Annotated in this window: 22 protein-coding genes; 10 read left to right on the forward strand and 12 right to left on the reverse strand. The window is 69.4% G+C overall.

What is annotated here, in order from left to right:
• Window positions 1-34: 34 nt before the first annotated feature.
• The 7 genes from CHC08_RS18035 to CHC08_RS18065 form a co-directional block, all read right to left on the reverse strand.
• Complete coding sequence (locus tag CHC08_RS18035; RefSeq protein WP_143653259.1) at window positions 35-613, reverse strand: hypothetical protein; 579 nt, start codon at window positions 611-613, stop codon at window positions 35-37.
• On the reverse strand, window positions 610-1,698 hold the full coding sequence (locus CHC08_RS18040) for an AAA family ATPase (RefSeq protein ID WP_089208465.1): 1,089 nt from the start codon (window positions 1,696-1,698) through the stop codon (window positions 610-612). The genes CHC08_RS18035 and CHC08_RS18040 overlap by 4 nt, the downstream gene beginning before the upstream one ends.
• 49 nt (window positions 1,699-1,747) lie before the next feature.
• Entirely contained in the window at window positions 1,748-3,238 is a 1,491-nt protein-coding gene (gatA, locus tag CHC08_RS18045) for an Asp-tRNA(Asn)/Glu-tRNA(Gln) amidotransferase subunit GatA (protein ID WP_089208466.1), read from the reverse strand.
• Window positions 3,235-3,534, reverse strand: a complete 300-nt coding sequence (gatC, locus tag CHC08_RS18050; protein WP_089208467.1) for an Asp-tRNA(Asn)/Glu-tRNA(Gln) amidotransferase subunit GatC — start codon at window positions 3,532-3,534, stop codon at window positions 3,235-3,237. Before gatC ends, gatA begins: the two co-directional genes overlap by 4 nt.
• Window positions 3,535-3,832: 298 nt before the next feature.
• Window positions 3,833-5,932, reverse strand: a complete 2,100-nt coding sequence (locus CHC08_RS18055) for a putative bifunctional diguanylate cyclase/phosphodiesterase (RefSeq protein WP_089208468.1) — start codon at window positions 5,930-5,932, stop codon at window positions 3,833-3,835.
• A gap of 129 nt (window positions 5,933-6,061) precedes the next feature.
• Window positions 6,062-8,248 (reverse strand): NAD-dependent DNA ligase LigA, encoded by a 2,187-nt coding sequence (gene ligA / locus CHC08_RS18060; RefSeq protein WP_089208469.1) that lies wholly within the window; start codon window positions 8,246-8,248, stop codon window positions 6,062-6,064.
• A 285-nt stretch (window positions 8,249-8,533) separates the two neighbouring features.
• A complete protein-coding gene (locus CHC08_RS18065; protein WP_089208470.1) occupies window positions 8,534-9,547 on the reverse strand; it encodes a methionine synthase in 1,014 nt (337 codons plus the stop codon).
• 366 nt (window positions 9,548-9,913) lie between these two features.
• On the opposite strand from CHC08_RS18065, the gene CHC08_RS52430 reads away from it, so the two are divergent.
• The 3 genes from CHC08_RS52430 (at window position 9,914) to CHC08_RS18080 (ending at window position 15,742) form a co-directional block, all read left to right on the forward strand.
• On the forward strand, window positions 9,914-12,451 hold the full coding sequence (locus CHC08_RS52430) for a serine/threonine protein kinase (RefSeq protein ID WP_089208471.1): 2,538 nt from the start codon (window positions 9,914-9,916) through the stop codon (window positions 12,449-12,451).
• 164 nt (window positions 12,452-12,615) lie between these two features.
• On the forward strand, window positions 12,616-13,773 hold the full coding sequence (locus CHC08_RS18075) for a S8 family serine peptidase (RefSeq protein WP_089208472.1): 1,158 nt from the start codon (window positions 12,616-12,618) through the stop codon (window positions 13,771-13,773).
• Between the two features lie 103 nt (window positions 13,774-13,876).
• A complete protein-coding gene (locus tag CHC08_RS18080; protein ID WP_089208473.1) occupies window positions 13,877-15,742 on the forward strand; it encodes a serine/threonine protein kinase in 1,866 nt (621 codons plus the stop codon).
• A 310-nt stretch (window positions 15,743-16,052) separates the two neighbouring features.
• Here CHC08_RS18080 and CHC08_RS18085 read toward each other — a convergent pair whose 3' ends face one another.
• Genes CHC08_RS18085 through CHC08_RS18095 form a run of 3 tightly spaced genes read right to left on the reverse strand, consistent with a single transcriptional unit; the run spans window position 16,053 to window position 17,602 of the window.
• Window positions 16,053-16,472, reverse strand: coding sequence for a YbaB/EbfC family nucleoid-associated protein (locus tag CHC08_RS18085; protein WP_089208474.1), 420 nt, complete (start codon window positions 16,470-16,472; stop codon window positions 16,053-16,055).
• The gene (locus CHC08_RS18090) at window positions 16,472-17,284 is read right to left on the reverse strand and encodes a hypothetical protein (protein ID WP_089208475.1); all 813 of its coding nucleotides are present in this window, start codon (window positions 17,282-17,284) and stop codon (window positions 16,472-16,474) included. Before CHC08_RS18090 ends, CHC08_RS18085 begins: the two co-directional genes overlap by 1 nt.
• 15 nt (window positions 17,285-17,299) lie before the next feature.
• Window positions 17,300-17,602, reverse strand: a complete 303-nt coding sequence (locus tag CHC08_RS18095; protein WP_089208476.1) for a hypothetical protein — start codon at window positions 17,600-17,602, stop codon at window positions 17,300-17,302.
• Window positions 17,603-17,807: 205 nt separating this feature from the next.
• Here CHC08_RS18095 and eccB point away from each other — a divergent pair, with 205 nt between their 5' ends.
• Window positions 17,808-19,253, forward strand: coding sequence for a type VII secretion protein EccB (gene eccB, locus CHC08_RS18100; RefSeq protein WP_089208477.1), 1,446 nt, complete (start codon window positions 17,808-17,810; stop codon window positions 19,251-19,253).
• Window positions 19,254-19,420: 167 nt separating this feature from the next.
• Here eccB and CHC08_RS18105 read toward each other — a convergent pair whose 3' ends face one another.
• Together CHC08_RS18105 and CHC08_RS18110 are read right to left on the reverse strand one after the other, a co-directional pair.
• Window positions 19,421-20,245, reverse strand: coding sequence for a hypothetical protein (locus CHC08_RS18105; protein WP_089208478.1), 825 nt, complete (start codon window positions 20,243-20,245; stop codon window positions 19,421-19,423).
• Window positions 20,246-20,261: 16 nt separating this feature from the next.
• Window positions 20,262-21,449, reverse strand: a complete 1,188-nt coding sequence (locus tag CHC08_RS18110) for a hypothetical protein (RefSeq protein WP_089208479.1) — start codon at window positions 21,447-21,449, stop codon at window positions 20,262-20,264.
• A gap of 440 nt (window positions 21,450-21,889) precedes the next feature.
• Here CHC08_RS18110 and CHC08_RS18115 point away from each other — a divergent pair, with 440 nt between their 5' ends.
• The 6 genes from CHC08_RS18115 (at window position 21,890) to CHC08_RS18140 (ending at window position 26,588) form a co-directional block, all read left to right on the forward strand.
• Complete coding sequence (locus CHC08_RS18115; protein ID WP_179282097.1) at window positions 21,890-22,228, forward strand: WXG100 family type VII secretion target; 339 nt, start codon at window positions 21,890-21,892, stop codon at window positions 22,226-22,228.
• Between the two features lie 41 nt (window positions 22,229-22,269).
• Window positions 22,270-22,572 carry a WXG100 family type VII secretion target gene (locus tag CHC08_RS18120; RefSeq protein ID WP_089208481.1) on the forward strand — a complete coding sequence of 101 codons (303 nt, stop codon included), beginning with the start codon at window positions 22,270-22,272 and terminating at the stop codon, window positions 22,570-22,572.
• A gap of 81 nt (window positions 22,573-22,653) precedes the next feature.
• Window positions 22,654-23,013 carry a hypothetical protein gene (locus CHC08_RS18125; protein WP_089208482.1) on the forward strand — a complete coding sequence of 120 codons (360 nt, stop codon included), beginning with the start codon at window positions 22,654-22,656 and terminating at the stop codon, window positions 23,011-23,013.
• Window positions 23,014-23,076: 63 nt separating this feature from the next.
• Window positions 23,077-24,654, forward strand: a complete 1,578-nt coding sequence (locus CHC08_RS18130; protein ID WP_143653260.1) for a WXG100 family type VII secretion target — start codon at window positions 23,077-23,079, stop codon at window positions 24,652-24,654.
• Window positions 24,651-25,067, forward strand: a complete 417-nt coding sequence (locus CHC08_RS18135) for a hypothetical protein (RefSeq protein ID WP_089208484.1) — start codon at window positions 24,651-24,653, stop codon at window positions 25,065-25,067. Before CHC08_RS18130 ends, CHC08_RS18135 begins: the two co-directional genes overlap by 4 nt.
• A 21-nt stretch (window positions 25,068-25,088) precedes the next feature.
• Window positions 25,089-26,588, forward strand: a complete 1,500-nt coding sequence (locus CHC08_RS18140; RefSeq protein WP_089208485.1) for a hypothetical protein — start codon at window positions 25,089-25,091, stop codon at window positions 26,586-26,588.
• Window positions 26,589-26,591: the final 3 nt, after the last annotated feature.

Here is a 26,591-nt window from a genome sequence, read left to right on the forward strand (position 1 = left end):
ACTACATTCACTCGTCGGATTTTCCTTGGAACTCTCATAAGTAGCCGAGCCCCTTCAATGCGTTCCTCGTCTCGGCGACCCAGTCCGCGTACGCGGGCACCTGGGCCAGGACGGCGAGGTCGATGTTGCGTCCTATGTATTCGAAGTAGTCGCGGATCGGCTTGCCCCGGCGGGGGACGGTCGCGGCCAGGAGACCGACCGGGTCCACGATCCTCTCGACGTCGCGGGGCCGTACGGGCAGCCCACTGACGTCGCTGCCCTCCAGCCCCGCCCACACGGCGGGATCGGCGAGCATCCAAGCCTCGGTCTCACCGAGTCCGATCACCGGCACCAGGTAGTGCGAGTGGTAGCGGACCCCGTCGGCCTTGCCACCGGCCTTGCCCCGGTCCCTCTCGTCGTCGTGCGTGAAGAGCAGATGGCAGTCGGCGGCGAGCTCCTCCAGCGCCGTGACCATGTGCTCCCGGTCGCAGGAGACGACCTCCGTCGCCTCGACGTCGACCGCGTGCGGCGACATCCAGGCGAGCTCACGCAGCTGCCGGGAGATCACGATGCCGAGAAAGCCCTCGTCGGCCTCCCCCTCGGCGACCAGCCCCGCCACCAGAGGCCGGCTCATGCCGCCGCGCCCAGGTATTTGCGGACCTGCCTGGGCGAGACGAACGTGCCCGGCTCGCCGTCCGGCTGGATCTGTTTGGCCACGGTCACCCGCGATACCCGGTCGTTGTCGGGGTCGACACGGACCACGGCGTCCAGGAAGGTCAGCGCGTCCGGCTCGGTCCGGTAGATCTCGGCGACCACCACCGGGGAGTGGCTGGTGAAGATCACCTGCCGGAACGGCTCCCTGCTGCCCGGCGCGGTGACCCGCTGCCGAATCCGCCGGAGCAGCTCACCGAGACGGCTCGGATGCACGCCGTTCTCGATGTCCTCCACCATCAGCGTACCCGGATGGTCGGGGTCGTGCAGAGCCGTGAGCAGGCCGAGGACCCGCAGGATCCCGTCTGACAGCAGCGCGGCCGGCACCGTTCCCTGACCGTCGACGACGACGTCGAAGGAGCACTCCTCGCGATCGACGCGAGGAATCAGCGCGACCACGTCGGGAACCACCCCGGCGAGGTCGACCGTGAGATCGGTCAGCGCCGCCGATCGTGCCATCCGCCCGAGCACCGCGGCGAGGTTCGCGCCGTCGGCCGCGAGGGGCCCGGCGTCCGCCGAGGAGCACCGGCGGCGCATGGCCCGCGGCGAGGGGACATAACGGCGCCACGACTGGACCGTACGGCGAGGCGTGTTCTCCGGCTCCGGATCCTCGACCATGTGACCCAGCAGCTCCTCCGGGATCTGACGGGCCACGTGGCTGACGACGGTCCCGCTGGACCTGGGGATCCTGAGCACCATCTCCGCGCCCACGTCGAACCGGATCGGCAGCAACGCGCCGGGCTCCGGGGCGACCAGGGCCTCCACCGAGACGGCGAACCCGCCGATCGCGGTTCCCTGCGCGACCCGGTGGAACTGCTCGCCCGGCAGACCCCTGGCGGCGTCGAGCAGCCCGCCGGAACCCGCGACCTCGTCCGCGACGAACCCGACGGCGTCGAACAGGTTCGACTTGCCGCTTGCGTTGGGACCGACCAGCGCGAGGAAGGGCGGCACATCGAGATCGAAGTTCAAGAAGGACTTGAACCCGTCGATCTCGATCCGAGTGATCATGCCGCCGCTCTCCCTCTCACCTGTCGCCTCCGTCTCCTCGAAAAGGTTTCTACAGCGCCGGGGCCTTGGACAGCAGGCTTCCGCCCCAACGGGCCTCGAGAGCCTTCTCCACGGCCGCGCCGACCCGGTAACAGCGGTCGTCGCCGAGCACCGGGGCCATGATCTGCAGACCGACCGGCAGCCCGTCCTCGTCCGCCAGGCCGCACGGCACGGAGATGGCCGCGTTGCCCGCCAGGTTGGCCGGGATGGTGCACAGGTCCGCGAGGTACATCGCCAGCGGGTCGTCGGCGCGCTCGCCGATCGCGAACGCCGTGGTCGGCGTGGTCGGCGAGATGAGCACGTCCACCTGCTGGAACGCCGCCTCGAAGTCGCGCGCGATGAGCGTGCGGACCTTCTGCGCCTGGCCGTAGTAGGCGTCGTAGTAGCCGCTGGACAGCGCGTACGTGCCGAGGATGATGCGCCGCTTGACCTCGGGGCCGAAGCCCTGGGCGCGGGTCAGCGCCATGACCTCCTCGGCGCTCCGTGTGCCGTCGTCGCCGACGCGCAGGCCGTACCGCATGGCGTCGAACCGGGCCAGGTTGGACGAGCACTCCGACGGGGCGATCAGGTAGTACGCCGGGAGCGCGACGTCGAACGACGGGCAGGAGACCTCGAAGACCTTGGCGCCCATCGACTCCAGCAGCTCCACGGTCTCGTGGAAGCGGGCGAGCACGCCGGGCTGGTATCCGTCGCCGCCGAACTCCTTGACCACGCCGATGCGCAGCCCCGCCACGTCGGCGTTGCGCGCCGCCTCGACCACGGAGGGCACCGGGGCGTCGACGGAGGTGGAGTCCATGACGTCGTGGCCGGAGAACGCCTCGTGCAGCAGCGCGGCGTCCATCACGTTGCGGGCGAAGGGGCCCGGCGTGTCCAGGGAGCTCGCGAAGGCGATCACGCCGTAGCGGGACGAGCCGCCGTAGGTCGGCTTCATGCCCACGATGCCGGTGACCGCGGCGGGCTGGCGGATCGAGCCGCCGGTGTCGGTGCCGGTGGACAGCGGGGCCTCGTAGGCCGCGACCGCGGCGGACGAGCCACCCGAGGAGCCGCCGGGGATCCGCGAGAGGTCCCACGGGTTGTGCGTCGTGCCGTAGGCCGAGTTCTCGGTGGAGGAGCCCATCGCGAACTCGTCGAGGTTGGTCTTGCCGAGGATCACCAGACCGGCCTCGCGGAGGCGGCGGGTCACGGTCGCGTCGTACGGCGGGCGCCAGCCCTCAAGGATCTTCGATCCGGCCGTGGTCGGCATGTCCTTGGTAGTGAAGACGTCCTTGTGCGCGATCGGCACACCGGCGAGCGGACCGAGGTCCTCCCCGGCGGCCCGGCGGGCGTCGACGACCCGCGCCTGCTCCAGCGTCGTCTCCGCGTCAACGTGCAGGAACGCGTTGACCTGTGGCTCGACGGCGGCGATCCGGTCGAGATGGGCCTGTGCGACCTCGACGGCCGAGACCTCGCCGCTCGCGATCAGCGCGCCCAGATCGGCGGCGGACTTGTGGATGAGACTCATGCTTCCTCCCCAAGGATGCGCGGGACACGGAAGCGGCCGTCCTCGACTGCCGGGGCACCGGACAGTGCCTGTTCCGGCGTCAGGCTGGGCCGTACCTCGTCGGGGCGGTAGACGTTGGTGATCGGGAGCGCGTGTGAGGACGGCGGGATGTCGTCGGCCGCCACCTCGGCGACGCGGGCGACCGCACCGATGATCACATCGAGCTGGGCGGCGAAGTGGTCGAGTTCCTCATCGGCCAGCGCCAGCCGGGAGAGCCGGGCGAGGTGAGCGACCTCGTCGCGGGTTATGGCGGACATGAGTCGTTGAACCCGTTTCGTGGAATGGCAATTGGACCCTGTCATCCTATGGCTCGTGACCTAACGTGCCCGACTCATTAACGCCGCAGTAACCAAGTCAAGATCTGTTAGGGGGGTTGGTCACCCGCTCCGTGGCCTGTGAAGTGGGGCGGAACTCCTCGTCCTGGCCGCCGGAACCCTCCGGTGAACACGGCCCCGGGGCCTCATCGAGGGTCCGCAAGCCGGTGGGAGGTCTTTCGGACCCTGACCGGTTCTTCCCGGCCCGGGAGTTTCCCGGACGATGTCCGATGCGGGGCCGTCAGGCGGGGTGGGGATCGAAGACCTCGGCGGGGTCAAGAGCCTCGATGGGGTCGAGAAAGTCGAGGCCGGGCTTGGCGGGGTCACGGTGCTCACGGAGCCAGACGGTGGCGTCGGCGGCGGACATGGGCTTGGCGAACAACCAGCCCTGGCCGAGATCGCAGCCCATGTCGGCCAGGTGGGCGGCCACCTCGGGGGATTCGACGCCCTCGGCGACCGAACGCAGGCCCAGGGAACGGACGAGGTCGACGATGGAGCGGACGATCCGCTCGTCGTCCTTGGACTCGCCGATCCGGCGGACGAACGAGGCGTCGATCTTGACCTCGGCGACCGGCAGACGCTGCAGGCGGACCAGCGAGGAGTAGCCGGTGCCGAAGTCGTCCAGCGCGAGCGGCACCCCGAGCGAGGCCAGGGCGCGGATCGCGTCGGCGGTGTAGGCCTGGTCGGTCATCAGGATCCGCTCGGTGACCTCCAGCTGGATCGCCATGGGCGGCAGCCGGTATCGAGCCAGGCCCGCTTCCAGCCGGTCGGAGAGGGCGGAGTCGAGCAGGTCACGGGCGGAGACGTTGACGGAGATCTGCTCGTGCAGGCCGGTGTGCCACCAGTGCGCGGCCTGGGCCAGCGCGGTGTCGATGACGTATCCGGTGAGGTGGCGCATCAGGTATGACTGCTCGGCCATCGGCACGAACTCGGACGGGGGGATCATCCCGCGGTCCGGGTGGCACCACCGCAGCAGTGCCTCCACGCCCCGCACCTGCCCCCCGGCCAGGTCAAGCTTCGGCTGGTAGTGCAGCCGGAGCTCGGAACGGTCGATGGCCCTGCGCAGGTCGCCGAGGAGGTTGAGCCGCTCGGGACTGTTGCGGTCCTTGTCGGCGGCGTAGATCTCGACTCCCGTCCGGCCCTCCTTCGCCAGATACATCGCCACATCGGAGCGCTGGAGCAGCATCTCGAAGTCCGGCGCGTGGTCGGGGTAGAGGGCGATGCCGAACGAGGCGTCCACGTCGAAGGTCATCCCCTCCAGGCGGACCGGCTCGGTCAGGGCCACCCGCAGGCGCGCGGCCACCTCCCTGGCCGCCGCGGCGTCCCTGATCGAGGGCAGCAGCACCGCGAACTCGTCACCGCCGAGCCGGGCCACCACGTCACCCGGCCGCACGCTGTGGGTGAGCCGGTGCGCCACCAGCTGCAGCAGGCGGTCGCCGACCGGGTGCCCGAGGGTGTCGTTGACCTCCTTGAAGCGGTCGAGGTCGAGCAGGAACAGGCCGACCCGCTCGCCCACCCGCGCCTCGGCGAGCGCCTCCTCGGTGCTGAGCACGAGCATCTTGCGGTTGGGCAGCCCGGTGAGCCCGTCGTGCATCGCCTGGTGATCGCGGCGGACCGACATGGTGGCGGTGAAGTAAACCGCCATCACCGGTGCGAGGAACAGCGGCACCAGCGCCGGGGAGTGGTTCATCACCACCACGACCAGCGGCGCCAGGCCGAGCAGCCCGGCGTAGACCAGGCTCTGGTGGCCGATCGTGGTCTTGATCACCCGGTGGAGTGACCTGCGCTCGTGCAGCGCCACCGCGCCGGAGACCAGCAGTGCCCGGACCACGAAGTAGGCGAGCCCGGCCAGCCCGATCGCGAGCAGGTCGGACCCCCTGGGCACCCAGCCCGTCACCGGGGACGGCCGGTTGTCGAAGATCCCGAGCACCGCCCCGGCCGCGGCGCAGGCCAGCGTCACCTGCGCGATGTTGAACATCACCCGATGCCATGCCTTGCGGGTGACGACTCCGTTGACGACGATGGCGACCGTCTGCATGAGCACGGCGGTCGGCAACCCGTAGTGGAGCAGCGCGGCGAAGGTGAACATGGTCGACGGGTAGGTGCCGCCCACGGTCATCGACGACGACAGGAGCACCGGCCGCAGCTCGCCCAGCACGACCAGGATCGACAGCATCCAGAAAAGCGGGCTGCGGGCGAGCCCCGCCAGCTCCTCCTGACCGATCAGCCACTGCGTCACGGCGAGAACGGTGAACCCCGCCGCGATGACGGTGGCGAGATAGGACCACAAGGGCGAACCAGCGCGCGGGCCAGTGTCGCGTGTGTCGTTTGGGTCGGCCATGAGTAACAAAACCCCCATTAGTTCACTATGGGAGAGTACGGCCTATGGGCCACTTCGCGAAACCGGTTGCGCACGTTCCGTCACTGGCATATTGAGCGCCTTTGCCCCATTACGTCCGTCCATGGCCGACTATTCTTCGGGTTTCACCGCCATCGCGGCCGCGGCTTCGGGCCCCTCGGCGAGGAGAACCCGCAGGCCCGGCTCATCCAGGACCGGGACGCCGAGCGTGACCGCCTTGTCGAGTTTGGAGCCGGCGTTCTCGCCGACCACCACGAAGGAGGTCTTCTTCGACACCGAGCCCGAGACCTTGCCGCCCCGGCTCGTCAGGGCCGCGCCGGCCTCGTCGCGGGTGAAATCGGCCAGTGTGCCGGTCACCACGAAGGTCAGCCCGGCCAGGATCTGCGGGAGCCGCTCCGCCAGCCCCTCGTCCACCATCCGGACTCCCGCGGCCTTCCAGCGGGCGACGATCTCCCGGTGCCAGTCGACCTCGAACCACTCGCGGATCGCCGCGGCCACCCGGGGGCCGACCCCCTCGACCGCGGCCAGCTCCTCCTCCGAGGCGTCGGCGATCGCGTCGATCGAGCGGAACTCGGCGGCGAGCGCCCGGGCCGTGGGCGGGCCGATGTGCCGGATGGAGAGCGCGACCAGCACGCGCTGGACCGCGTCGTCCTTCGTCTTCGCCTTCTCCAGCTCCTCCAGCATCGTCTCGGCGTTCTTGCTCGGCTCGCCGCTCTGGTTGGCGAAGAGGGTGACGACCTTCGGCTCGCCGGTCTCCGGGTCGGTCTTGGGCAGGCCGGTGTCGGGGTCGCGGACGACGGATCTGATCGGCAGCAGCCGCTCGATGGTCAGGTCGAACAGGTCGGCCTCGGTGCGGACCGGCGGCTCCTGCGGCGGCAGCGGCTGGGTCAGCGCGGTGGCCGCCACGTAGCCCAGCTTGTCGATGTCGAAGGCCCTGCGCCCGGCGGCGAAGAAGATGCGCTCGCGGAGCTGGGCGGGACACGCCCTGGCGTTGGGACAGCGCAGGTCGGCGTCGCCCTCCCGCTCGTACGCCAGCTCGGTGCCGCACTCCGGGCAGTGCGTCGGCATCGTGAACTCCCGCTCGGTGCCGTCGCGCAGGGCGGCGACCGGCCCGACGATCTCGGGGATGACGTCGCCCGCCTTGCGCAGCACCACGGTGTCCCCGATGAGCACGCCCTTGCGCGCGACCTCCGAGCCGTTGTGCAGCGTGGCCCGCTCGACCGTGGACCCGGCCACCACGATCGGCTCCATGACGCCGTACGGCGTGACCCTGCCGGTGCGGCCGATCCCCACCTGGATGTCCAGAAGCTTGGTGTTGACCTCCTCCGGCGGGTATTTGTAGGCGATCGCCCAGCGCGGCGCCCGGCTGGTGGAACCCAGGTTGTTCTGGAGCTCGATGCGGTCGACCTTGACCACGACACCGTCGATCTCGTAGGCCGGGTCGTGGCGGTGCTCGCGGTAGAACTCGATGAAGGCATTGATGCCCTCAAGGTCGTCGACGACCTTGTAGAGGTCGCTGACCGGGAGCCCGAACTCCCTGAGCCGCTCGTAGACCTGGGACTGGGTCGCGGGCTCCGCGGACCCCTTCCACACGCCGACGCCGTGAACGATCATGAGCAGCGGGCGCTGCGCGGTGATCTGCGCGTCCTTCTGCCGTAGCGAGCCGGCGGCCGAGTTTCTCGGGTTGGCGAACGGGGCCTTGCCCTCCTCGACCAGTTGCTCGTTGAGCTTCTTGAACCCCTCGACTGGGATGTAGACCTCTCCGCGGATCTCCACCAGATCAGGCACGTCATCACCGATCAGGCGGTGCGGCACATTCGTGATCGTGCGCACGTTGGCCGTCACGTCGTCGCCGACGCGGCCGTCGCCCCGCGTCACCCCCCGGACCAGGCGGCCCTTCTCGTAGACCAGCGCGAGCGCCAGACCGTCGATCTTCAGCTCGCAGAGGTAGGGCGCGGGGTCGCGCTCGGCCAGCCGCTCGGCCCGCGCCTGCCAGGAGGCGAGGTTGTCGGCGTTGAACGCGTTGTCCAGGCTCTCCATGCGCTGCAGGTGCTCGACCGGCCTGAAGACGGTGGAGATCGGCGCGCCGATCTTCTGCGTGGGTGAGTCGGGCGTGCGCAGGCTGGGGCTCTCCTCCTCCAGCTCGCGCAGCTCCCGCATCCACGTGTCGTACTGGGCGTCGCTCACCGTGGGAGCGTCGAGCACGTGATAGTTGCGGTTGGCCTCCTCGACCAGCTCGGTCAGCTTCGCGTGCCGCTCCAACGCGGCCACCGGCACACCCTCGACCTCAGCGCCCATCGCCCGCTCTCCCCTCGTCAAAACGACCCAGGGAAACGCTATCGCCGAGCACCGACATCGCGAGTCCGCCTTACCCGGAGATGAACAAGGCCGTCTGATCGGCGGCGACGGCACGTGGGGCCGCGGCCGCCGGACATGGGGCCGCGGTACGTGAACCCGGCGCCCGGCCGACGGGCCTCCGGCGTCCGCTCCGGGAAGGATCCCGGCCGCCCCGCCGGCCGGGATCCTCGCCCGGCACATGCGGGCCGGGCATCGCACCGCCTGGCGCTCGCTCAGGGAAGGGGGTCAGCCGTCCCGCCGGCCGAGATCCTCGCCCAGCACCTGGGCCGACTTGCGGCACTTGGCCAGGGCCGCCCTGGCGTAGGCGGGCGAGGCTCCGGCCAGGCCGCAGGCCGGGGTGAGCACGACCTGCGAGGCCAGGCCGGCGTGAGGGAACCCGAGACGGCGCCAGAGCTCGACGGCGGGCCTGGCGACCACGTCGATGTCCGGCAGCGAGGCGTCCACCCCGGGCACGACACCGAGGAAGAACGCCGTCCCGGCCTCGATCAGCTCACCGATCTCGTCCTCGTCACGCCGTTTGAGCAGGGAGGCGTCCAGCGAGATTCCCTTGACGCCCGCCGTACGAAGGACCTTGAAGGGCACATCGGAGGCGCAGCAGTGCACGATCGGGAACGCGTCGGCGGGGAGCACCTCCCGGAGCCGGTCGGCGGCGACCTGGACGTCGACGGCGTTCAGCCGCCCGAAGCCCGACGCGGTCGGCACCGTGCCGGCGAGGACGCCGGGCAGTCCCGGCTCGTCGAGCTGTACGACGATCTCCGAGGCGCCCGGCACCCTCCGGCGTATGTCGGCGACGTGCGCGACGATCCCCTCGGCGAGGGATTCCACCAGGTCACGCACCGCGCCGGAGTCGGCGAGCGTCTTGTCGCCGTACCGGAGCTCGATCGCCCCCGCCAGCGTCCACGGCCCGCACACCTGGATCTTGAAGGGGCCCCGGTATCCCTGGGCCGACTCCTCAAGCGCGTCGAGGTCACGCAGAAGGTGGTCGCGGGCGCGCTTGAAGTCGCGTCCCGGCCGGTCGGCGAACCGCCAGCCGGACGGCTGCACCTCCACCGGGAGCTCCAGCAGCAGCGACGCCGTCCGCCCGATCATGTCGGCGCCGACTCCGCGTGCGGGCAGCTCCGGCAGGTACGGCAGCGCGGGCAACTCGCCGAAGACGACCTTGATCGCCTCCGCGTGGTCCTCCCCCGGATGCGACCCGATGCCGGTCGCGGTCGCCTCGCCCCATGGGTACTGGCTCATGACTGCTCCTGGTTTCGCGTCGGGACGTGGGCAACACCCGCCGGCGTCTTTCCGGCTCACCCACCCCGGCCAGCTTAGGACCGCAAAATCCCGTACCCGCCTGAGCGACCTCTCCCCGCGCGACGCCGGCTGCCGATTCGCGGTACGGGGGTCGCCGTGCCGGGCGGGTGAGCCTCGTCGCCCTCGTCACGGCGAGCGATCCCTCCGTTCCTCCGATACACGAATGGAACCCGTCATTTAGCCCCGACAGGGAAACAGACGTGAAAAGCGGGTGAAAACGGCGATTCGGGTGGGCCGGATTTGATTGGATGGGGCTTGATCAACCTGATGAGTGTCTGTACCGAGATGTGAGCTGGAAGGAATTCCATGGGTGACCTGCACCCTCTGCTGCCCGAGGATCCGGAGCGCATCGGCGTCCACCTCCTGGTCGGCCGGCTCCTCGAGGATCCCGCCCAGGCCGTCTATCTGGGACACCTGCCCGACGAGGACACCCTTCGCGTGATCCGCGTGCTGGAACCACGCCCGGACGCCGACCCTCAGGCACGCGAACGGATCACCAACGAGCTGCACGCCGCCGGCCGCGTGTCCGGGGCGCACACCGCCCGGCTGCTGGAGGTCGGCTGGTCCGACGACTCCCCCTACCTGGTCCGCGAGCACGTCGAGGGCCGTTCGCTACGCGAGACGGTGGCCGCCGACGGACCTCTCGGCGGAGACGCCCTGGAACGGCTCGCGGTCGGCATGCTCACCGCGCTCACCGCCGTACACCTGTCCGGTCTTGTCCACGGCGGGCTCACCCCCGACACCGTGCTCCTCGGCCCCGACGGTCCTCGCGTCTGCGACATCGGCCTCGGCGACGCCGCCGGCTCCGATCCCGGATTCCGGGCCCCCGAGCACGTCCGCCCGGGGGCCGCGTCCGGCGGCGACGCCGCGCGGATCCCGGGGACCGGCCCCGGCCGGGAACCGGTCCCGGCCCCGGCCGCTGTGCCCGGAAGGCCCGCGGACCTCTTCGCCTGGGCCGCGACCGTCGTCTACGCGGCCACCGGGCAGCCGCCCTTCGTCGAATGGCCCGAGACGCCGCCGGAGGGCCCGGCGGACCTGACGAGCATTCCGCCCGTGCTCCGCTCCCTCGTCGTCACCTGCCTGGACGGGCGTCCGGAAGCCCGTCCCGACACCAGGGCGGCCATGCTGCGACTGCTCGGTGAGCAGCCCGCGGAACAGGCCCCACCGGTCCTGGCGTTCCCCAGCCTCCCCGCCGTCCCCCGCCTCCCCGGCGTTCCCGGTGCGAACGCCCCCACCGCCCTCGGTGCTCCCGGCGCTCTCCGCCTCCCTGGTATTCCCGGAGCAGATGCCCCCACCGCCCTCGACGCTCCTGGCGCGAACGCTCCCGCCGTTCCCGGCGTTTCCGGCGCGAACGCTCCTGTAGTTCCCGGTACAGACACGCCCGGCGTTTCCGTGGTCCCCGAAGTTCCGGGTACGAACGCTCCCGCCATTCCCGGCGTTCCCGGCGCGAACGCCCCCGCCGTCCCCGACGATCCGGGTTCTCCTGGCACTCCGAGCGTTCCCGGCGCGAAGGCTCCCGGAGCTCCGGGTACGAACATGCCTGCCGCCCTCAACGTTCCCGGCACGAACGCCCCCGGCGTTCCTGGCACGAACGCTCCCGGCGTTCCCGGTGCCGCCGGAATCCCTGGCGTTCTCGGGGCCCCCGGAGTCCTCGATGTTCCCGGTGCTTTCGAGGCGAACGCCCCCGGTGCCCCCGGCGTTCACGCCGGACCGCTCAACGGGGCCCTGTCCCCGGCGGTGGCGCCGCCACCGGCACCACCGGCACCACCGGCGCCACCGGCGCCACCGGCGCCACCGCTCTGGGGCACACCGCCCCTACCGGGAAGTCCGCCTCCGAAGAGCGGTGCTGTGATCGCCGACTCCGTCAAGGAGCAGCGGAACGGCAATGGTTTCCCTCTCATGCTGGTGGCCGGGGTCGGCGTGGTCGCCCTGCTGTCCGGACTCGGGCTGTGGGCCGCCGGAAGCTACACCTCCCTCGGCAACGCGGAACGGGTCGCCGCCGACGGAAAGGTCTCGTCGGCACCGGCGAGCCAGTGGCCGGGTCAGGACACCACGGACGACCCGGCGAACCGGGTGACCGTACCCTGGGGCACGACTCCGACGCCGCAGGCGGGAGACGTCGGGCCGTTGCAGCTGTCCACCGATGTCCCCACTCTCCCGGCGATGAACCCGGTCACCCCACCGGTCCTGATGCCGACGCTCCCGCCGCCCGCCGTACCGACCGCGCCCCGGACGACGGGGAAGGCCAAGGGGACGGCAAAGCCGGTCGCCAAGCCGCCGGTCGCCAAGCCGACGGCCACGAAGCCGACGGCCAAACCGCCCGTCGCCAGACCGACCACGGCCAAGCCGACCACGGCCGCCCCGAAGCCGACCACCAAACCGTCGGCCACCAAGCCGCCGACCGCGAAGCCCACGACCGCGAAGCCCACACCTGCGAAAACGACGGCGCCGCCCGCCGCCAAACCCTCCGCGGCCAAACCGACCACGGCCGCTCCGAAGCCGACGACGGCGCCGCCGCGCTCCAATCCCTACAGCCCGCAGCAGGCATGCGGAGCGGGTTTCTCCGTGCAGCAGAGCGCCTCGTTCCCCGGGGGGACGGTCTACCAGCTCTACAACGCCTCCACCGGCAACAACTGCGCGGTCGCGATGAAGAGCGCCGACGTCGGCAAGGCGACGCAGGTCTGGGCCACCCTGGAAGTCCAGGGGGGCGGCTCCAACACCGACCGGGGCAACTTCGACTACTACGCGGGCCCGGTCATCCTTCCCGGCAAGGGCAAGTGCGTGCGCGTCTCCGGCGGCGGTCCCGGCGGCCAGAACGGCACCCAATGGGCCAACTGCGGATGACCCCCGCGGCTGACACAGCGAACACAGCGCGAGAAGACGACCATGATGCCGTTCTCCCCCTCCGTGACCGTGAGGCCGACCGGATGCCCGCCGGGCTCCGGGATCGGACGGACCGGGCGGAGGAGCGGGATGCCGTCTGACATCCGCCCGTTCCGGGAGTTTCGATGATCGGCTGGAAGCTCGCCGCGGGAGTGCTCGCGCTGACGATCGCGGCTCCTCCCGTCGCGGCGGCTGGAGAGGCAGCGGGAGGGACAGCCGACTGCTCTCCGCCTCGCGGGACGGCGACCATCGGGGAGTCCTGGGCCCAGCGGCGGCTCAACCTGCCCGAGGTGTGGCAGCTGACCAGGGGGGCGGGAGTGACCGTCGCGATCGTCGACAGCGGCCTGGACACCGGGCACCCTCAGCTGAAGCGGGGCATCGCGGAGGACGTCACCGGGACCGGGGCGCGTGACTGCTTCGGCCACGGCACGGAGGTGGCGGGCATCGTCGCCGCGGTCCCGGTGAGGGGAGTCCCCTTCACTGGGGTCGCGCCGGAGGTGAAGCTGATCTCCGTCAAACACACCAACGACGAACGAGGGCAGGTCGGCATGCTGGCCCAGGCCATCGTGAAGGCCGTACAGCTCGGCGCCGACGTGATCAACGTCTCGGTCCAGGCCAGCGACCAGCCCGACCTGCGCAACGCGGTCGCCTACGCGCTGGCCAAGAACGTGGTGGTGGTCGCCGCGGCCGGCAACGTCAACAAGGATGACGGCTCCCCCGTGGCCGCCTATCCGGCCACCTATCCGGGGGTCCTGTCCGTCGGCTCCGCCGGTCCCGACGGGAGGAGGGCCGACTCCTCGAACCCGATCACACCCATCGCCGTGATGGCGCCCGGCACGGGAATCACGAGTACGTTGCCCGGCCAGGTGTACAAGGAGGACCTGGAGGGCACCAGCTTCGCCGCGGCGTACGTGACCGGGGTCGTCGCGCTGGTCCGCGCCCGCTATCCGGAGCTGACCAATGAGGAGGTGGGACGGCGCATCACGCTGACCGCCGACGGCGGGTCCGGGACCGGGACCGGCGCGGGAATGGTCAACCCGCTGCTGGCCGTGTCGGCGATCCTCCCCTCGGAGACGGTGGCGCTCGCACCGCAGGAGCCCGCCCCGCTCGCGCCCGACGCGATACGGCCCGCACCGGAGGAGGACGCCCGGAGCGTCTCGATCGCGACCCGGGTCGCCCTGTTCTCCCTCGCCGCGGCCGTTCTGATCACGCTGGGCAGCATCACGATCCCGTTGGGGCGCCGCCGTGGATGGCGAGCCGGCCCGATGGAGAACGGGTCGTGAAAAGGATCCCGGGACCGGCGAACCACGGGGTCGACATTTATCTCAGCAGCCCCATTTCACACTATTTATAAACTTTATGAGCATTTAAGTTGAAAGGAATTAGATGGGGGATTTAGGAGCTTTACTGCCTGAAGATCCGGAACGCATAGGCGTTCACATTCTTGTCGGGCGTCTCGGCCAGGATCCCCTGCAGACCGTGTATCTGGGCCACCTGCCCGACGACGACACCCTGCGCGTGATCCGCGTGCTCGCTCCCCGCCCGGAGGCCGACCCGCAGGCGCGCGAACAGATCACCAACGGGCTGTACGCCGCCAAACGCGTCTCCGGCGCGCACACCGTCAAGCTGATCGAAGCCGGCTGGATCGACGACTCTCCCTACATCGTCCGCGAACACGTCCAGGGCCGCTCCCTACGCGAGACGGTGACCGCCGACGGCCCCCTGACCGGCGACGCGCTGGAACGACTCGCCATCGGCACCCTCACCGCGCTGACCGCGATCCACCTGTCCGGCCTCACCCACGGCGCCCTCACCCCCGACACCGTGCTCTTCGGCCCCGACGGACTCCGCGTCTGCGACATCGGCCTCGGCGCCACCGACCCCGAACCCGACTACCGGGCCCCCGAACTTCTCCGCGTAGAGGCGAACCCCCACCCAGGACGGCCCGCCGACCTCTTCTCCTGGGCCGCGACCGTCGTCTACGCCGCCACCGGCCGGCCCCCCTTCGGCGGAGACCCCGGCAAGGTCCTCCACAACCCGGCCAACCTCATCGGCCTTCCTCCCGGGCTCGCCCCCCTGCTCACCGCGTGCCTCGACAAACATCCCTACGAACGGCCGGACACCAGAGCCGCCATGCTCCGCCTGCTCGGCGAGGAACCGGCGATCCGGATCACCGGGGACGGCACGTGGCAGGGCGAGGCGTCGCCGGCCGTACCGCAGTCGGGCGTCACGGTTCCGCAGCCGGTGGCGCCGTCCGGCTGGGGTGCGCCACCGCTCCCACGGGAAGCGGCTCCCGCCTCGCAGGCGCCGGTCGTGCTGCAGGCGAAGGCCGAGTCCGGGGATCGGCCGAAGAGCGGTGGCTTCCCCATCCTGCTGACCGCCTGTGTCGGCGTGGTCGCCCTGCTGTCCGGACTCGGCCTGTGGGCCGCCGGAAGTTACGCCTCCCTCGGCAACGTGGGGCAGGCGGCCGCCGAGGGGAAGGTTCCCCACGCGGTCCTGGGACTGGCCGACCAGTCCGGGCAGGGCATCGGAGGGGACTCGGCGGACACCGGCAAGGTGACCGTGCCCTGGGACACCACACCCGACGTGCGGGTCCCGGACGTCGAGCCGCCCAAGCTGAGCACCCAGGTCCCGACGATCGCACCGCCGACTCCGTTGACGCCCCTGCTCGTCACCCCTCCCCCGACGATCACCTCGCCGACCGCCGTCCCGACACCCGCGCCGGTGGCCACCGGCGCGTCGTCCACCCCGGCCCCGACGGTGACGGTGACGGCGACTCCGACGGTCGAACCGACCTCGGCTCCGGCGACCACGCCCGCGCCGAGCGAATCGCAGGCGCCGAGCGAGTCCTCCACGCCGGCCACGAGCGTGACCCCGACGCCCGCTCCGCCGGCCGACGAGCCGTCACCGGAGCCGCCCGCCTCCCGCCCCAACCCCTACACCCCTCAGCAGGTCTGCGGAACCGGCTACTTCATGCAACGGTCCGTCCCGTTCGCCGGCGGGACCGTCTACCAGTTCTACAGCGCCTCCACCGGCTCCAACTGCGTGGTCACCATGAAAGACACCGACGTGGGCACCGCCACCTCGATCTGGGCCACCCTCGAGGTCCAGGGCGGAGAGAGCGAGACCGATCGGGGCGACTACGAGTACTACGCGGGCCCGGTCTTCCTTCCCGCCAGAGGCAAGTGCGTCCGCTTCACCGGCGGCGGACCCGGCGGCAGCGGCGGGGCCGACTGGGACAACTGCGGATGACGTCTCCGGAAGGCGTCCGAACCCCCGGCCGCCTTCCGGAGACGCCGTTCCGGCTTCCGAACAAGCGATCCTCCCCGGCGCCGCCCGGAAGAGAGGCACCGGTGACGGCCCGGAAAGACATGAGGTACAAGGCCGGACTTCCGGCCGCCTTCCGGCTTCCGAACGAGCGATCCTCCCCGGCGCCGCCGGGAGGAGAAGCGCCGACGGCCCGGGAGGACATGGGGTACGGGGCCGGGCTCCGGACAGGAATCCGGCACCGTACCCGACCGGCTCCGGCGCGTCCGGTCAGCCAGGTCTGGTCAGCGTCCGGTCAGTCGCGTCCGGTCAGGTCGCGCAGGGAGCGGGCCAGATCCTCGCCGATCTCCTCGAAATGGCGGCGGGCGCTGTCCATGTCCAGGTTGACCGGCTGACCGCCCGTCGCCTCCCTGATCAGCTCCTCGTTCTGGCGCTGGGCGGCGTTCTGGGCGGCCAGGACCGCCTCGGTCGCCGCCTCGGCGATCGTCTGGGTGTCCAGGCGCGCGATGCGCGGGTCGAAGGTGATCTTCTGGATCCGGCCGGTGCCGTCCACCACGGCCCGGGCCAGGCCGTCGGCGCCGAAGCCCTCCCCCGTGATGGCCGCCAGCTCGCCGTAGACGCCGCCGAGCCGGCTCAGCGCCTCCTCGCTCTGCCGTACGACCTCCTCCAGATCCTCCATGCTCTCCAGACGCAGGTCGTCAGGGTTGAAGTTCATCACTTGTATTTCTCCGGAAGTTCCTTCTTGGGGGAGAGCCACTCGAAGTTCCCGGACGGCGGGAGCTGAAGCGACTGCCCGGCTTTCGGGGGCGGCGGCGGCTGGAAGGCCGGCAGGCCGTCGATCTTGATTCTGGCCGCGGTGAAATCGACCTTCGCGAGGCCGGTGGGCTCCAGGTTGAACGACTGCATCCAGGCTTTGCCGGAAAAGTAGATCGACATGCTGCCGGCCCCCGCGGCGATGACTTTCCCGAGCATGGCCGTCGAGGATGCGATGATCTTGCTGGCCATGATGCCGAGCATCCGCAGGTTGAGCGCGGCCGACGACGCGTAGGGCGTCGCGAGCATCGCGGAGGCGATCGCGGCGAGGGTGAGGAGGGTCCCGGCGACCTTCGCGATCGCCAGCCAGTAGGCACGGTAGGAGTCGCCGAGTTCGTCCACGATCCCGGCGATCGTCTTGATGTAGCCGCGCAGGCTCTCCAGCGCCTCCTGGTACCGCTGGACGGCGTCGTCGAACGCGTCGCGGTCGTCGGCGATCCAGCCTTCCTTGCCCTTGTTCAGCAGCATGGCCACGTAACTCTTGTTGGCGGTGTCCAGGCGCGAGTGGAGGGACTCCCAGTTGTTGTAGATGTCGGCCATCCCCGGCACGTTCGCGATCGCGGTCACCGCGATCGCCACACCGGCCCAGGCCGTGGGCGCCAGTCGCGCGCCCTTCTCCATGGTGCTGACGACCTTCGCCGAGTTGACGATCACGCCCCGCGCGCTCTTGGCCGCGGTCAGGGGGGTCGGCGGCTTACCCGCAGGTACCGGCATGTCAGATCTTCTGGATCACTGGTAGACGACGGTGCTGTTGATCTCGGCGGTCTGCCAGTTGCCCGCGGCCGTGTTCAGCGTGTCCTGCCAGGACTCCAGCACGTCCAGGGCCTGTGCCAGCTTCTCCCTGACGTCCTTCTGCACACCGCGGTAGTGCAACCCGATGGCCAGCTCCCCGACGGCGCCCCAGCCGACGCCGCCCAGCTCGGTGCTGTCCACCAGCGCCCTCAGCTCCCTGATCTGCGGAACGACGTCGTCGCCGATCTCGGTGCCGATCCCCTTGATCGTCTTCGACGTGACGTACTTGTCCTGGGTCATGCGCACTCCATGATCGACGACTTTTCCGTGATATCTCCTATCACCTCGCCCAGGCCGCTCACGCGCGCGTTCGGCCTGTTCCGCAGGCCTTCAATGATCGGAAACGTCGTGGACGACCGCCGTTCACCCTTCGCCCCGGTGAGACCGTTCCATGATCATGCTTCTATGCTGTGGGCTACCGCGCACCCGGCGAGGCGGAGGTGGGATGCAGACCCGTCGCGATCTTTACCAGGCGTACAAGCTGATGACCCAGCGCCTGGGGATGGCTCTGCTCCAGGGCGAACCCGACCTTCCGGAGTCCCCGATGCGCCGGCACAACGTGGCGATGTTCGGCAGCGTGCTGGTCGCGGTGCTGGTGACGGCCGGCTTCGGCATCCTGGGACTGCTACGGCCGGGCGACGCGACCGCGCTCACCGATCCCGGGAACGTGATCGTGGAGGAGGAGTCGGGCGCGATCTTCATCTACAGCGCCCCCGAGGGGAAGATGATCCCCGTCGACAACGTGACCTCCGCCCGTTTGCTGCTGGGCGACCAGGAGGTGAAGGTCCGCACGGTCACCGCGGCCTCGCTCGCGAAGTTCCCGCGTGGCGCACTGGTGGGCATCCCGGGCGCGCCCAAGTCCCTGCCCGCCCACGACCATCTGGTCCGCACCCCCTGGTCGGCCTGCGTGATGGAGGGCATGGACTCGGGCGGTGAACGCAGGCCGTACACCTCGCTGATCGGCGGCCTCGACGTCGGCGGCAGGCCGGTCGAACCGAGTTCGGCCATGGTCGTCGAGGAGGGGGGCCAGGCCTGGCTGCTCTGGTCGAACCGGCGGATGCGCGTGCCGGCCAAGGGCGTGCGAGCGCTGACTCAGGAACAGCCCCGCCAGGTCCCCGCGGCCTGGCTCAACGCGCTGCCCACCGGGCCCGACTTCAAGAGCCCGGCGATCCCCGATCGCGGCCGCGCGGTGACCGGACCCGACGGCGGGAAATCCGCGGTCGGCAGGGTGTTCACCGTGCCGCCCGTGGTCGGCGGCCCCGCGAAGTGGTACGTCCTGCTCTCCGACGGCCTGGCGGACCTCACCCCGACCCAGGCCGCCCTGCTGCTGGCCGATTCCGCCAGCAAGGAGGCGTACGGCCGGGCGCCGGTCCGGGAGACCGAGCTGGACGCCGCGACCGCGAACGGGACGAAGGAGTCGGCCACCGACCTGAGCGGCGACGGGCTTCCCACAACCATGCCGGAGATCAGCTCGCCGTCCCCGGCGAGCCCGCTCTGCGCCGTCTACTCCGACACCGAACGCGGTTCGACCCGGGCGTCTCTGACGGTGGGCGGCACGGAGCGGATCCCCGCACCGCCGAAGGGCTGGTTCAACCAGGACGTGGTCGATCAGGTGGTGCTTCCGCCCGGCAGCGGCGCCCTGGTGGGAGTGCTTCCGGGTGACGGCAGGCTGGACGCGGTCGGGCCGCTCTTCCTGATCAGCGACCAGGGCCGGCGGCACTCCATCCCGTCCCCCGGCTCGCTGCCGAGCCTCGGCTACACCCCGGAGGAGGTGGCCCCGCTCCCCGCCCACCTGATGAAGCTGATCCCCGAAGGTCCCGCGCTCGACGCCGCGGCCGCGCGGGCGCCCATTCAGGTCAACCAGCCGGCACCGGTCCGATCGCAGGGATAGCGCCGTCACCGCCGGGCGGGTATCTCGGGGGACGGTGCCGTCACGGCCGAGTGGACCAGGTGCGGTTCGGCGGGTCAGGAGTTCGGCGGATCCGGGAAATCGATCCGGAGCCCGGCCGGGCCTCGCCATCCGCGGACCGGTTTCACCAGGACCGGTCGCGATCGGCTTTACCAGCCGAAGTCCGGGAACATCGACGGCTGCTCGATATCGGTATCCACCTTGGGCAGGACGGGAGCCAATCCTCCGCTGGCCGGTTCGTAGCTGAGTGCCTGGGTGAATTCGGGTGTCTCCCCCTTCATGGCCTTCATACCGGGCAGTGACTGAGACTGCTGGTTATAGAGAACGGCCACGCCGGCGACGATCCCGGTGACTTTCCAGATGACTTTCATATGTGTGCTCAGGACCTGCCGCAGAAACAGTCCGATCCTGGCCACGATGCTCATCGCCGTAGTCTCGGCGCCCACGGCGATCGGAGGGATAAAGCGAGCGGCCGTAACAAAAGCCGCCAATGCCATAAGAGTCCCTGCTATGGACATGCATATCACGGCGCCCCAGTGGTAAATCTCTGCCGCCGAATCGAGACTGTCGCCCACGCCCTTACGGCGGTTCTCAAGTAACAGAAGCTGGTCGTCGAACTCCTTGAAGGTTTTCATGAACATGTCATAAGACGCGCCCACCCATTCCTTGTTGACGCCGACGGTTCTCGCCAACCGCCCCAACTCCTGCCGGAGGTAATCGATGTCGCCGCCACTCGGGGCGGCCATCGGGGGGTGAAACTGAGCAGAACTGGCCGTGAAGGTGGTGGGGGCCGGCCCGATATCGACGGGCGACTTGTCATTCCATTGCGCCGCGGCTCTCTGCATGTCGGCCGGGTCGGCGATCATCAATCCCATCATGAATGAGATAGGCCTCGCGTAGGGCAGAACAATCGCGGCCGCCCCGGCCATGGAGAACGCGGTGACATAAAGAGTGTGATCCGAGTCGTACGACATTGCGAAGGTCTCTCCCCTACTCGATCACCGGAGGCGCGACGTCGCCGTCGCCGCCCCAAACGCCTTCGTCCTCCGTGAGCCATGTGGAGCGTTCACGATCCTTGTCGCCTTCGCCGCCCGCCCCGCCGCCCATGGGGCTGAGCGGCATCATGGGCATGCCGCTGGATCCCAGGCCGCGCCCCCCGAGACCCGCGCCCTGACCGGCGACGCCACCGGGGTTCGCCCCCGAAAAACCGCTTCCGGTGCTGGTGCCGGTACGGCCCCCCGTGGATACGCCCTCGGCGCCGGGCGACCTCAGATCTGACATTTCAGGCGTTTTAAACGTATTAGACGGAGCATCCAACCCAGCCAACTTCGGGTCATATCCGGAAAGTTCAGTTTTTAGCGGATCGTTCAACGCGTTCTTGCCCAGTGCGTCTTCGTCAAGGCCGTTCAGTTTCGGCGGGTCGACGTTACCCGCGGTCCCGGGATCTCCCTGACTCGGGTCGAAACCGGGCGGCTTCGGAATATCTTCCATGCCGGGAGGTTTGGGAAGATCGCCGGAACCCGGAGGATCGAAAACGTCATCGGAACCCGGAGGCTTGGGAATGTCATCAGAACCTGGAGGATCGAAGCTGTCATCAAAATCGGGAGGCTTGGGAGCGTCATCGGCACCCGGAGGATCGAAGCTGTCATCGAACCCGGGAGGCTGCTTGCCCAGGTCTCCGAGTCCACTCCCGTCGAGGCCGCCCAGTCCCTTGGGATCCTTGACCCCCAAGTCACCCAGATCCGCCCCCTTGAACGGCGGCATCTTCCCACCACCGGCGCCAGGGGGCTTGGGGCCGCCCGGCCCCTCCTTGCCGGCTCCGGCCTTCTCCGCTTCCTTGGTATTCTCCGCGACCTTGGAGAGCGCCTCTTTCCAGGACTCCAGGACTTCTCTGCCCTTTTCCACGGCGTCAGCGGCACTGTCACGCACCTGAGTGTGCGCCACGTTCAGACCTCCGCCGATGGCGCCGAAGGTGAGCGTGTTGATCTGGATGGCCCTGATCTTGCCGCTGAGCTCCGTCATGACCGGAGCGCGTTTCCCCATGCCGTCGCCGAGATCTCTGACCTTTTCGTGCTTCATCTCGAACCCGGGATCCGACAGATAGGGGTTGGTGACGCCCGGTTTCATCACGGGCATGGCCGGATAGCCGTAGGGGTCGTTTCCGGGAGCGTCGGTCACAGTCGCCTCCACCACGAGGATGAGCCCCCGCGAAAGCTGATCACATCGATCACGCAGACTATGTCAGCCATTCGGCCACCGTACAGAGAGGTCTCGTGCCGGCCACCGGCAAGGGATCGCCCACAGGGGAAGGCGGATCCCCTCCATGTCATGTGACGCACCGGCGTAACGGTCACGCCGCGCAGGACCGCCCACGACAAAATCGGCCATCATCATCTAATGCGGACTCAAGCCCCCCCTACATACATCACTCACTCGAATACCGAGAGTCGCGAATACCCCACGAGCTGCACGGATACCAAATGTGGGCACGATTGTAATGAAATTGCAACTTGATCATCTGTGAGCGGTGTGACGCTTGATCGCTAGTGTGATGTTTCGTCGCCATTGCCTGACCATCCGGGGGTGGGCGTGCGCGAGCAGATCACGTGGAGGTGACCGTGGCTCAGCAGACTCAGGTAAAAGAGCACGACCTACAAGAGGCCATCAACTGGATCGTGGACTCCGCGGAGAGGATCCGCACCATCCAGAAGAACCTGGACACGGCAGGCGCCGAACTGCAGGCCAGCTGGCAGGGCCAGTCGCACCAGGCTTTCAACAAGGTCCACATTCTGTGGCACCAGCGCATCGACGTCATCCTGAAGAGCCTCCAGGACCTCGCGCAGAACATCCAGTCGAGCAACAAGAACTACAGCGCGTTCACCCAGGAGGCGCTCGCGGAGATCAGCAAGATCGAAAGCCTCATCAACGCCGCCCCTCCCGCCGCCTCCGGCAGGTAGGCCTCCCTTGATCCGTCTTTCGAAAACGAACGGAGACCGTGATGGTTGATTTTGACGTTACCAAGGTCAATTACGGCGGGTTGGACGTGGGTGAAGGCGCCTTCCAGGCGGCCTTCAACAGTCTGGTCGGCGAGCTTGAGGACCTGGAGAACAAGCTCAACCAGAAGACCGCACTCTGGCAGGGTTCCGCCCAGGAGGCCTACAACGTCACGCGAGCGACGTGGCAGGCCGAGGCGAAGGGTCTGGCCGACATCGTGGCGCTGCTGGCCAAGAACATCAACATCACCCGGATGAACATGCAGGACGTTGAGAGAATCAACACCGCCATGTTCGACGGCAAGTGATCGAAGAGACGTTTGCGAAGCCCTCCCCGCCGTCGAAGGCGGGGAGGGCATGAGCCGTGACCGTGGACGGGGACTGTAGACATGGGTCGCGATGGTGGGATCGAGGTCACCCACAAGGCCGTCAAGGACGCTAAGACGGACCTCGAAGAGGTGCTCGAGTTGATGCGGCCCAGCCCGGGCAACCACAAGGTCACGCCCGTCTTCGCCCAGAACGGTGCCGTCCAGCAACTCCTTGGAGATCGCGCGGCGATCGGCGGTTTCTGGCCCGCCGCCCAGGGCTTCCAGACGAGCGTTCAGAACGCCGGGACCGCGGTCGGCGGCGCCTATACGGAAATCACGACGCAGCTCGCGTACGTGATCGGACTGCTCAACACGGCGGTCACAAAACTCGAAAACACCGAACGCGACGGCATGGAGCGCGCCGGGCAGATCCAGGTCTGACAGGCGCGGCCCCTGTGCCGTGGCGGAACACCCGGCATGTCGGCTTGAGGAGACGGGGGACTCGTGGCTGCCAAAGAAATGCCGATCAGGGAAAAAATCGAACCAGGCGAATCCGGTGACATCACGCTGGACATGCTGAAGTCCGCTCTTGCCGATACCAAGCCGGAGCTGATCGAGAATGCGGCGGGAGAGTTCAGGTCGGCGATGACCAACCTGAAGTCCCTGATCGACTGCCTCGACCGGCACCTCGATTCCTTCGACAAGAATTGGACCGCCGGCGAAGACGCCAAAATGGTGAAGACCCAGTTCCGGCGGCTCCGGGAGTCGGCGCAGAGCGTGGTCGACGCGATTGTGGGGCCTAATCCTCCCGGGATGATGGGGCCCTACGTTCCCACGGGCGTCGCTCCGGCCCTGGAGATGTACAGCTCCACCCTGAAGGAGTTCAGGGGCGACAATGTGCCGCAGAGCGCGGACCGGGACATCTCCTTCCTTGAAGGGGCCTATGAGGGCGGAACGGTCGGTGCCATAGGAGGCGCGGGAGTCGGGGTGTTCGCCGGAGGGGTCGGCGCCGTGCCTGGAGCGGTCATCGGGGCCGTGGGCGGCACGATCGTCGGAGGCGTCACGACGCTGTTCACGGACGGGCCTTTTCAGAACATGTTCGGCGACTCGAAAGCGGAGCAGGACCTGAAGGCCGCCAAGGAGCATCTGAGGAAGCTGACCCAGGCCACGGCCTCGGTCAACGAGGCCTTTCCGCACTCGGTCAAGACCGACATCCCGGAGTTCACCCCGCTTGGCTTCACCCCTCCCAATGCCGGCGCGCCTCCGGGGAGCGCGTACCGGCCCGGCGGCCCCGGTCCGTATCCCCCGGCCGGAGTTCAGTCGTATGCCCCCGCCTCCGGCGGAAACGACTTCACCACGCCTGGCTTCGGCCTGAACGGCGACGGTCCCGGCGGTCCGGGGGGCGGCACGCCCGGCGTGAACGGACCCGGCTGGAACCCATCTGACCCGAACGGACCCGGTGCGAACGGGCCCGGTGCGAACGAGCCCGGTTGGAACGAGCCCGGCGCGAACGGACCTGACGCGAACGGACCCGGCTCAGACGGGCCCGGCGCGAACGGCGGCACCGGAGTCGGCGGCGCCGATGGGACCGGATCCGGGACGAACGGCGGCACCGGGGTCGGCGCGTATCCGTCCGGGGATCCCGGGCGCGACACCAAACTGGCCGACTACACCCCGCAGACGCCCGGCCTCGCCGCCCAGCAGAACCACCCGGGCAACTCCGGCCAGCAGGGCTACCCGGGCAGCGGCTCCGGAAATTCCGCCACGGGCATCGGCGCCCCCACCCCGGGGGGCGCCGTCGGCTACGGAGCCGGCGGAGGCGGCGGAGCCACCAGCGGAGGCAGTGCCGGTGGCGCAGGCAGCGGATCGGGGGCCGACTCCAGAGGCATGGGCTCCGCACGCGCCCTCAGCGCGAGCACCGGCTCGGCGATGCCGTTGATCCCACCCGGTGGAACCGGCACGAGCGAAGGTGACGAAGAGCGTGAGCGGTCGACGTGGCTGCTGGAGGACGAGGATTTGTTCATGAGCGACCGGCCGGTGACATCGCCCCTCATCGACGGGGCGCCGAAGGGTAAGGCATGAGAGACAGCGAGTTTGGCACGCCGCCTCCCGAGCTTGAGCTCCGGAAGGACTGGCCCGGGCTTGACGCGGCGGGCAGAAAAGCCGGCCCTGACGTCGACCACACCCAGATCCGAAAGATCGCCCAAGCGCTGCGGAGCGAGCTCGCCGCGCTGAAGGGCGGGGCCCCGGCGTCGATGAGCGCCACCTGGAGTGGTCCCGGCACGCTCGGCGAGATCTCGGGGCTCGGCAACGTGGGTCCCGCGGAGACCGGGACCTGGGAGACGGCCGATTATTTCGGCCAGAACGTCACGCAGGCTTACACGGTACTGAACGGCAAATATCAGGCATTGGCCGAACAGTACGAAGCCTTGGTCGTGGCGATCGAAAAAGCCGTCGAAAATTACGAAAAGGGTCACGACGCCAGCAGCGCGTGAGGTTATGGCGGGAGTGTCACCATGGGGTCTGGTCGCGGCTGGGAACTCATCAAGATCTACTCAACCCTGTACGGCCTTGACGAGGGGAAGCTCACCAGAGCTCAGATCGAACAGAAACTCAAGGCCACCGACCCCGACCGGCTGGAGCAGGCGGGGAAGGCCTTTCTTGCCGGGTCCGAGCTGCTCGGCGGTAAATCAGGGGGCAACGGCGGAGGCGAGTTCGGAATCCAGGCCGCGATCAGCAGTGCGGCCAAGCAGCTGGCGGACGCGTGGAGCGGCGAGGACGCGGCCGAGGTGCAGACCACGCTCCGCAAGCTGCACGCCACCGCGGGGGCGCTCGGCGACGCGATGCTGGCGACCGGCGTACCGCTTTCCTGGTACGCGGAGCGGCTCCGGCACTACCGCGACACGATTCCGGCCGCTCCGCTGCCCGGCCCGGGCCAGAACAGGCTGAACTCAGGCGGCGCCCCGGAGGGCGTCGGGGGCGGCACCATCGGTGCGCCGCCCGCCATCGTCGATCCCGACAAGCCGGCCCAGACCCATCTCCGCAACTTCAACATGGAGATCGAGGAGATAAACGCCACGCTCGCCGACGGGCTGGCCTTCGACCTTCCTTCCGTCGAGCCGATCTCCTTCGCCCCGAAGGCCAAGGCTCCGAAGGTCACGGTCGACACCTCTTACGTGCCCCATGCTCGCTCGGAGGGGGTGTGGACCGGCGGAGGCCACGACAACGGCCAGTCCGCGGGCCAGGGTGGATCCGGCGCGGCAGGGGGGCAGAGCGGGTCCGCCGGGACCGGCGGAGCGGGCGGTTCCGGCACGCCGGGCGATCAGGACGGAACCGGCGGGACCGGCGGATCCGGCGGTCAGGACGGGTCCGGTACGCCGGGCGGGTCGGATACACCGGGCGGCCAGGACGGGACCGGCGGGACCGGCGATCAGGGTGCCCCCGGCGGTCAGGACGGACCCGGCGGGACCGAGGTGCCGGGTGGCCAGAACGGCGAGGGCGGCTGGAACGACCCCGACCCACAGGACGGGACGGGGCCGGAGGCTCCCCCCGTCATCGGCGGCGCGGATGATCCGTCCCGGCAGACCCAGCTGGCGAGCGACACCCAGAGTCCCTGGAACGCGGGACCGCCGACGAGCGGCCAGACCGGGCTGAACGCCCCGGCCACCATCGTCGACAGCCGCCCCACCACCGGAATGGGCCCCAACCTGCTGAACCACAACGGGATGATCGGCTCCGCCCAAGAGGGCGCGGTCGGCGCCCGTCCCCCCGGCGCCGGGTTCGGCGCGCAGGGGCCCGGCACCGGATTCGGCGGGCAGGGAGCCGGCGCGGGGGGCATGAACGAGGCCGGAATCCTGCGAGCGGGCACGGGCGCGACGGGCTCTTCGATGATGCCGTTCATGCCGGGCAGCGGTGCGGGCGGCGAGGACGAGCAGGAGCGCGATCGGACGATCTACTCACCGGAGGGCGACGTGTGGGCCTCCCAGCACGAGACCATCCCTCCCCTTATCTGCTGAGAG

The sequence above is a fragment of the Streptosporangium subroseum genome, assembly GCF_900188345.1.
GTDB classification, from domain to species: domain Bacteria; phylum Actinomycetota; class Actinomycetes; order Streptosporangiales; family Streptosporangiaceae; genus Streptosporangium; species Streptosporangium subroseum.

Excerpts from the sequence above, each read along its gene's own strand:
- CHC08_RS18120 (WP_089208481.1), top strand. The coding sequence starts at position 22,270 with ATGGTTGATTTTGACGTTACCAAGGTCAATTACGGCGGGTTGGACGTG.
- CHC08_RS52430 (WP_089208471.1), top strand. The coding sequence starts at position 9,914 with ATGGGTGACCTGCACCCTCTGCTGCCCGAGGATCCGGAGCGCATCGGC.
- CHC08_RS18080 (WP_089208473.1), top strand. The coding sequence starts at position 13,877 with ATGGGGGATTTAGGAGCTTTACTGCCTGAAGATCCGGAACGCATAGGC.
- gatA (WP_089208466.1), bottom strand. The coding sequence starts at position 3,238 with ATGAGTCTCATCCACAAGTCCGCCGCCGATCTGGGCGCGCTGATCGCG.
- CHC08_RS18140 (WP_089208485.1), top strand. The coding sequence starts at position 25,089 with ATGGGGTCTGGTCGCGGCTGGGAACTCATCAAGATCTACTCAACCCTG.
- CHC08_RS18075 (WP_089208472.1), top strand. The coding sequence starts at position 12,616 with ATGATCGGCTGGAAGCTCGCCGCGGGAGTGCTCGCGCTGACGATCGCG.
- CHC08_RS18055 (WP_089208468.1), bottom strand. The coding sequence starts at position 5,932 with ATGGCCGACCCAAACGACACACGCGACACTGGCCCGCGCGCTGGTTCG.
- ligA (WP_089208469.1), bottom strand. The coding sequence starts at position 8,248 with ATGGGCGCTGAGGTCGAGGGTGTGCCGGTGGCCGCGTTGGAGCGGCAC.
- CHC08_RS18135 (WP_089208484.1), top strand. The coding sequence starts at position 24,651 with ATGAGAGACAGCGAGTTTGGCACGCCGCCTCCCGAGCTTGAGCTCCGG.
- CHC08_RS18095 (WP_089208476.1), bottom strand. The coding sequence starts at position 17,602 with ATGACCCAGGACAAGTACGTCACGTCGAAGACGATCAAGGGGATCGGC.
- eccB (WP_089208477.1), top strand. The coding sequence starts at position 17,808 with ATGCAGACCCGTCGCGATCTTTACCAGGCGTACAAGCTGATGACCCAG.
- CHC08_RS18090 (WP_089208475.1), bottom strand. The coding sequence starts at position 17,284 with ATGCCGGTACCTGCGGGTAAGCCGCCGACCCCCCTGACCGCGGCCAAG.
- CHC08_RS18085 (WP_089208474.1), bottom strand. The coding sequence starts at position 16,472 with ATGAACTTCAACCCTGACGACCTGCGTCTGGAGAGCATGGAGGATCTG.
- CHC08_RS18035 (WP_143653259.1), bottom strand. The coding sequence starts at position 613 with ATGAGCCGGCCTCTGGTGGCGGGGCTGGTCGCCGAGGGGGAGGCCGAC.
- CHC08_RS18125 (WP_089208482.1), top strand. The coding sequence starts at position 22,654 with ATGGGTCGCGATGGTGGGATCGAGGTCACCCACAAGGCCGTCAAGGAC.
- gatC (WP_089208467.1), bottom strand. The coding sequence starts at position 3,534 with ATGTCCGCCATAACCCGCGACGAGGTCGCTCACCTCGCCCGGCTCTCC.
- CHC08_RS18040 (WP_089208465.1), bottom strand. The coding sequence starts at position 1,698 with ATGATCACTCGGATCGAGATCGACGGGTTCAAGTCCTTCTTGAACTTC.
- CHC08_RS18065 (WP_089208470.1), bottom strand. The coding sequence starts at position 9,547 with ATGAGCCAGTACCCATGGGGCGAGGCGACCGCGACCGGCATCGGGTCG.
- CHC08_RS18105 (WP_089208478.1), bottom strand. The coding sequence starts at position 20,245 with ATGTCGTACGACTCGGATCACACTCTTTATGTCACCGCGTTCTCCATG.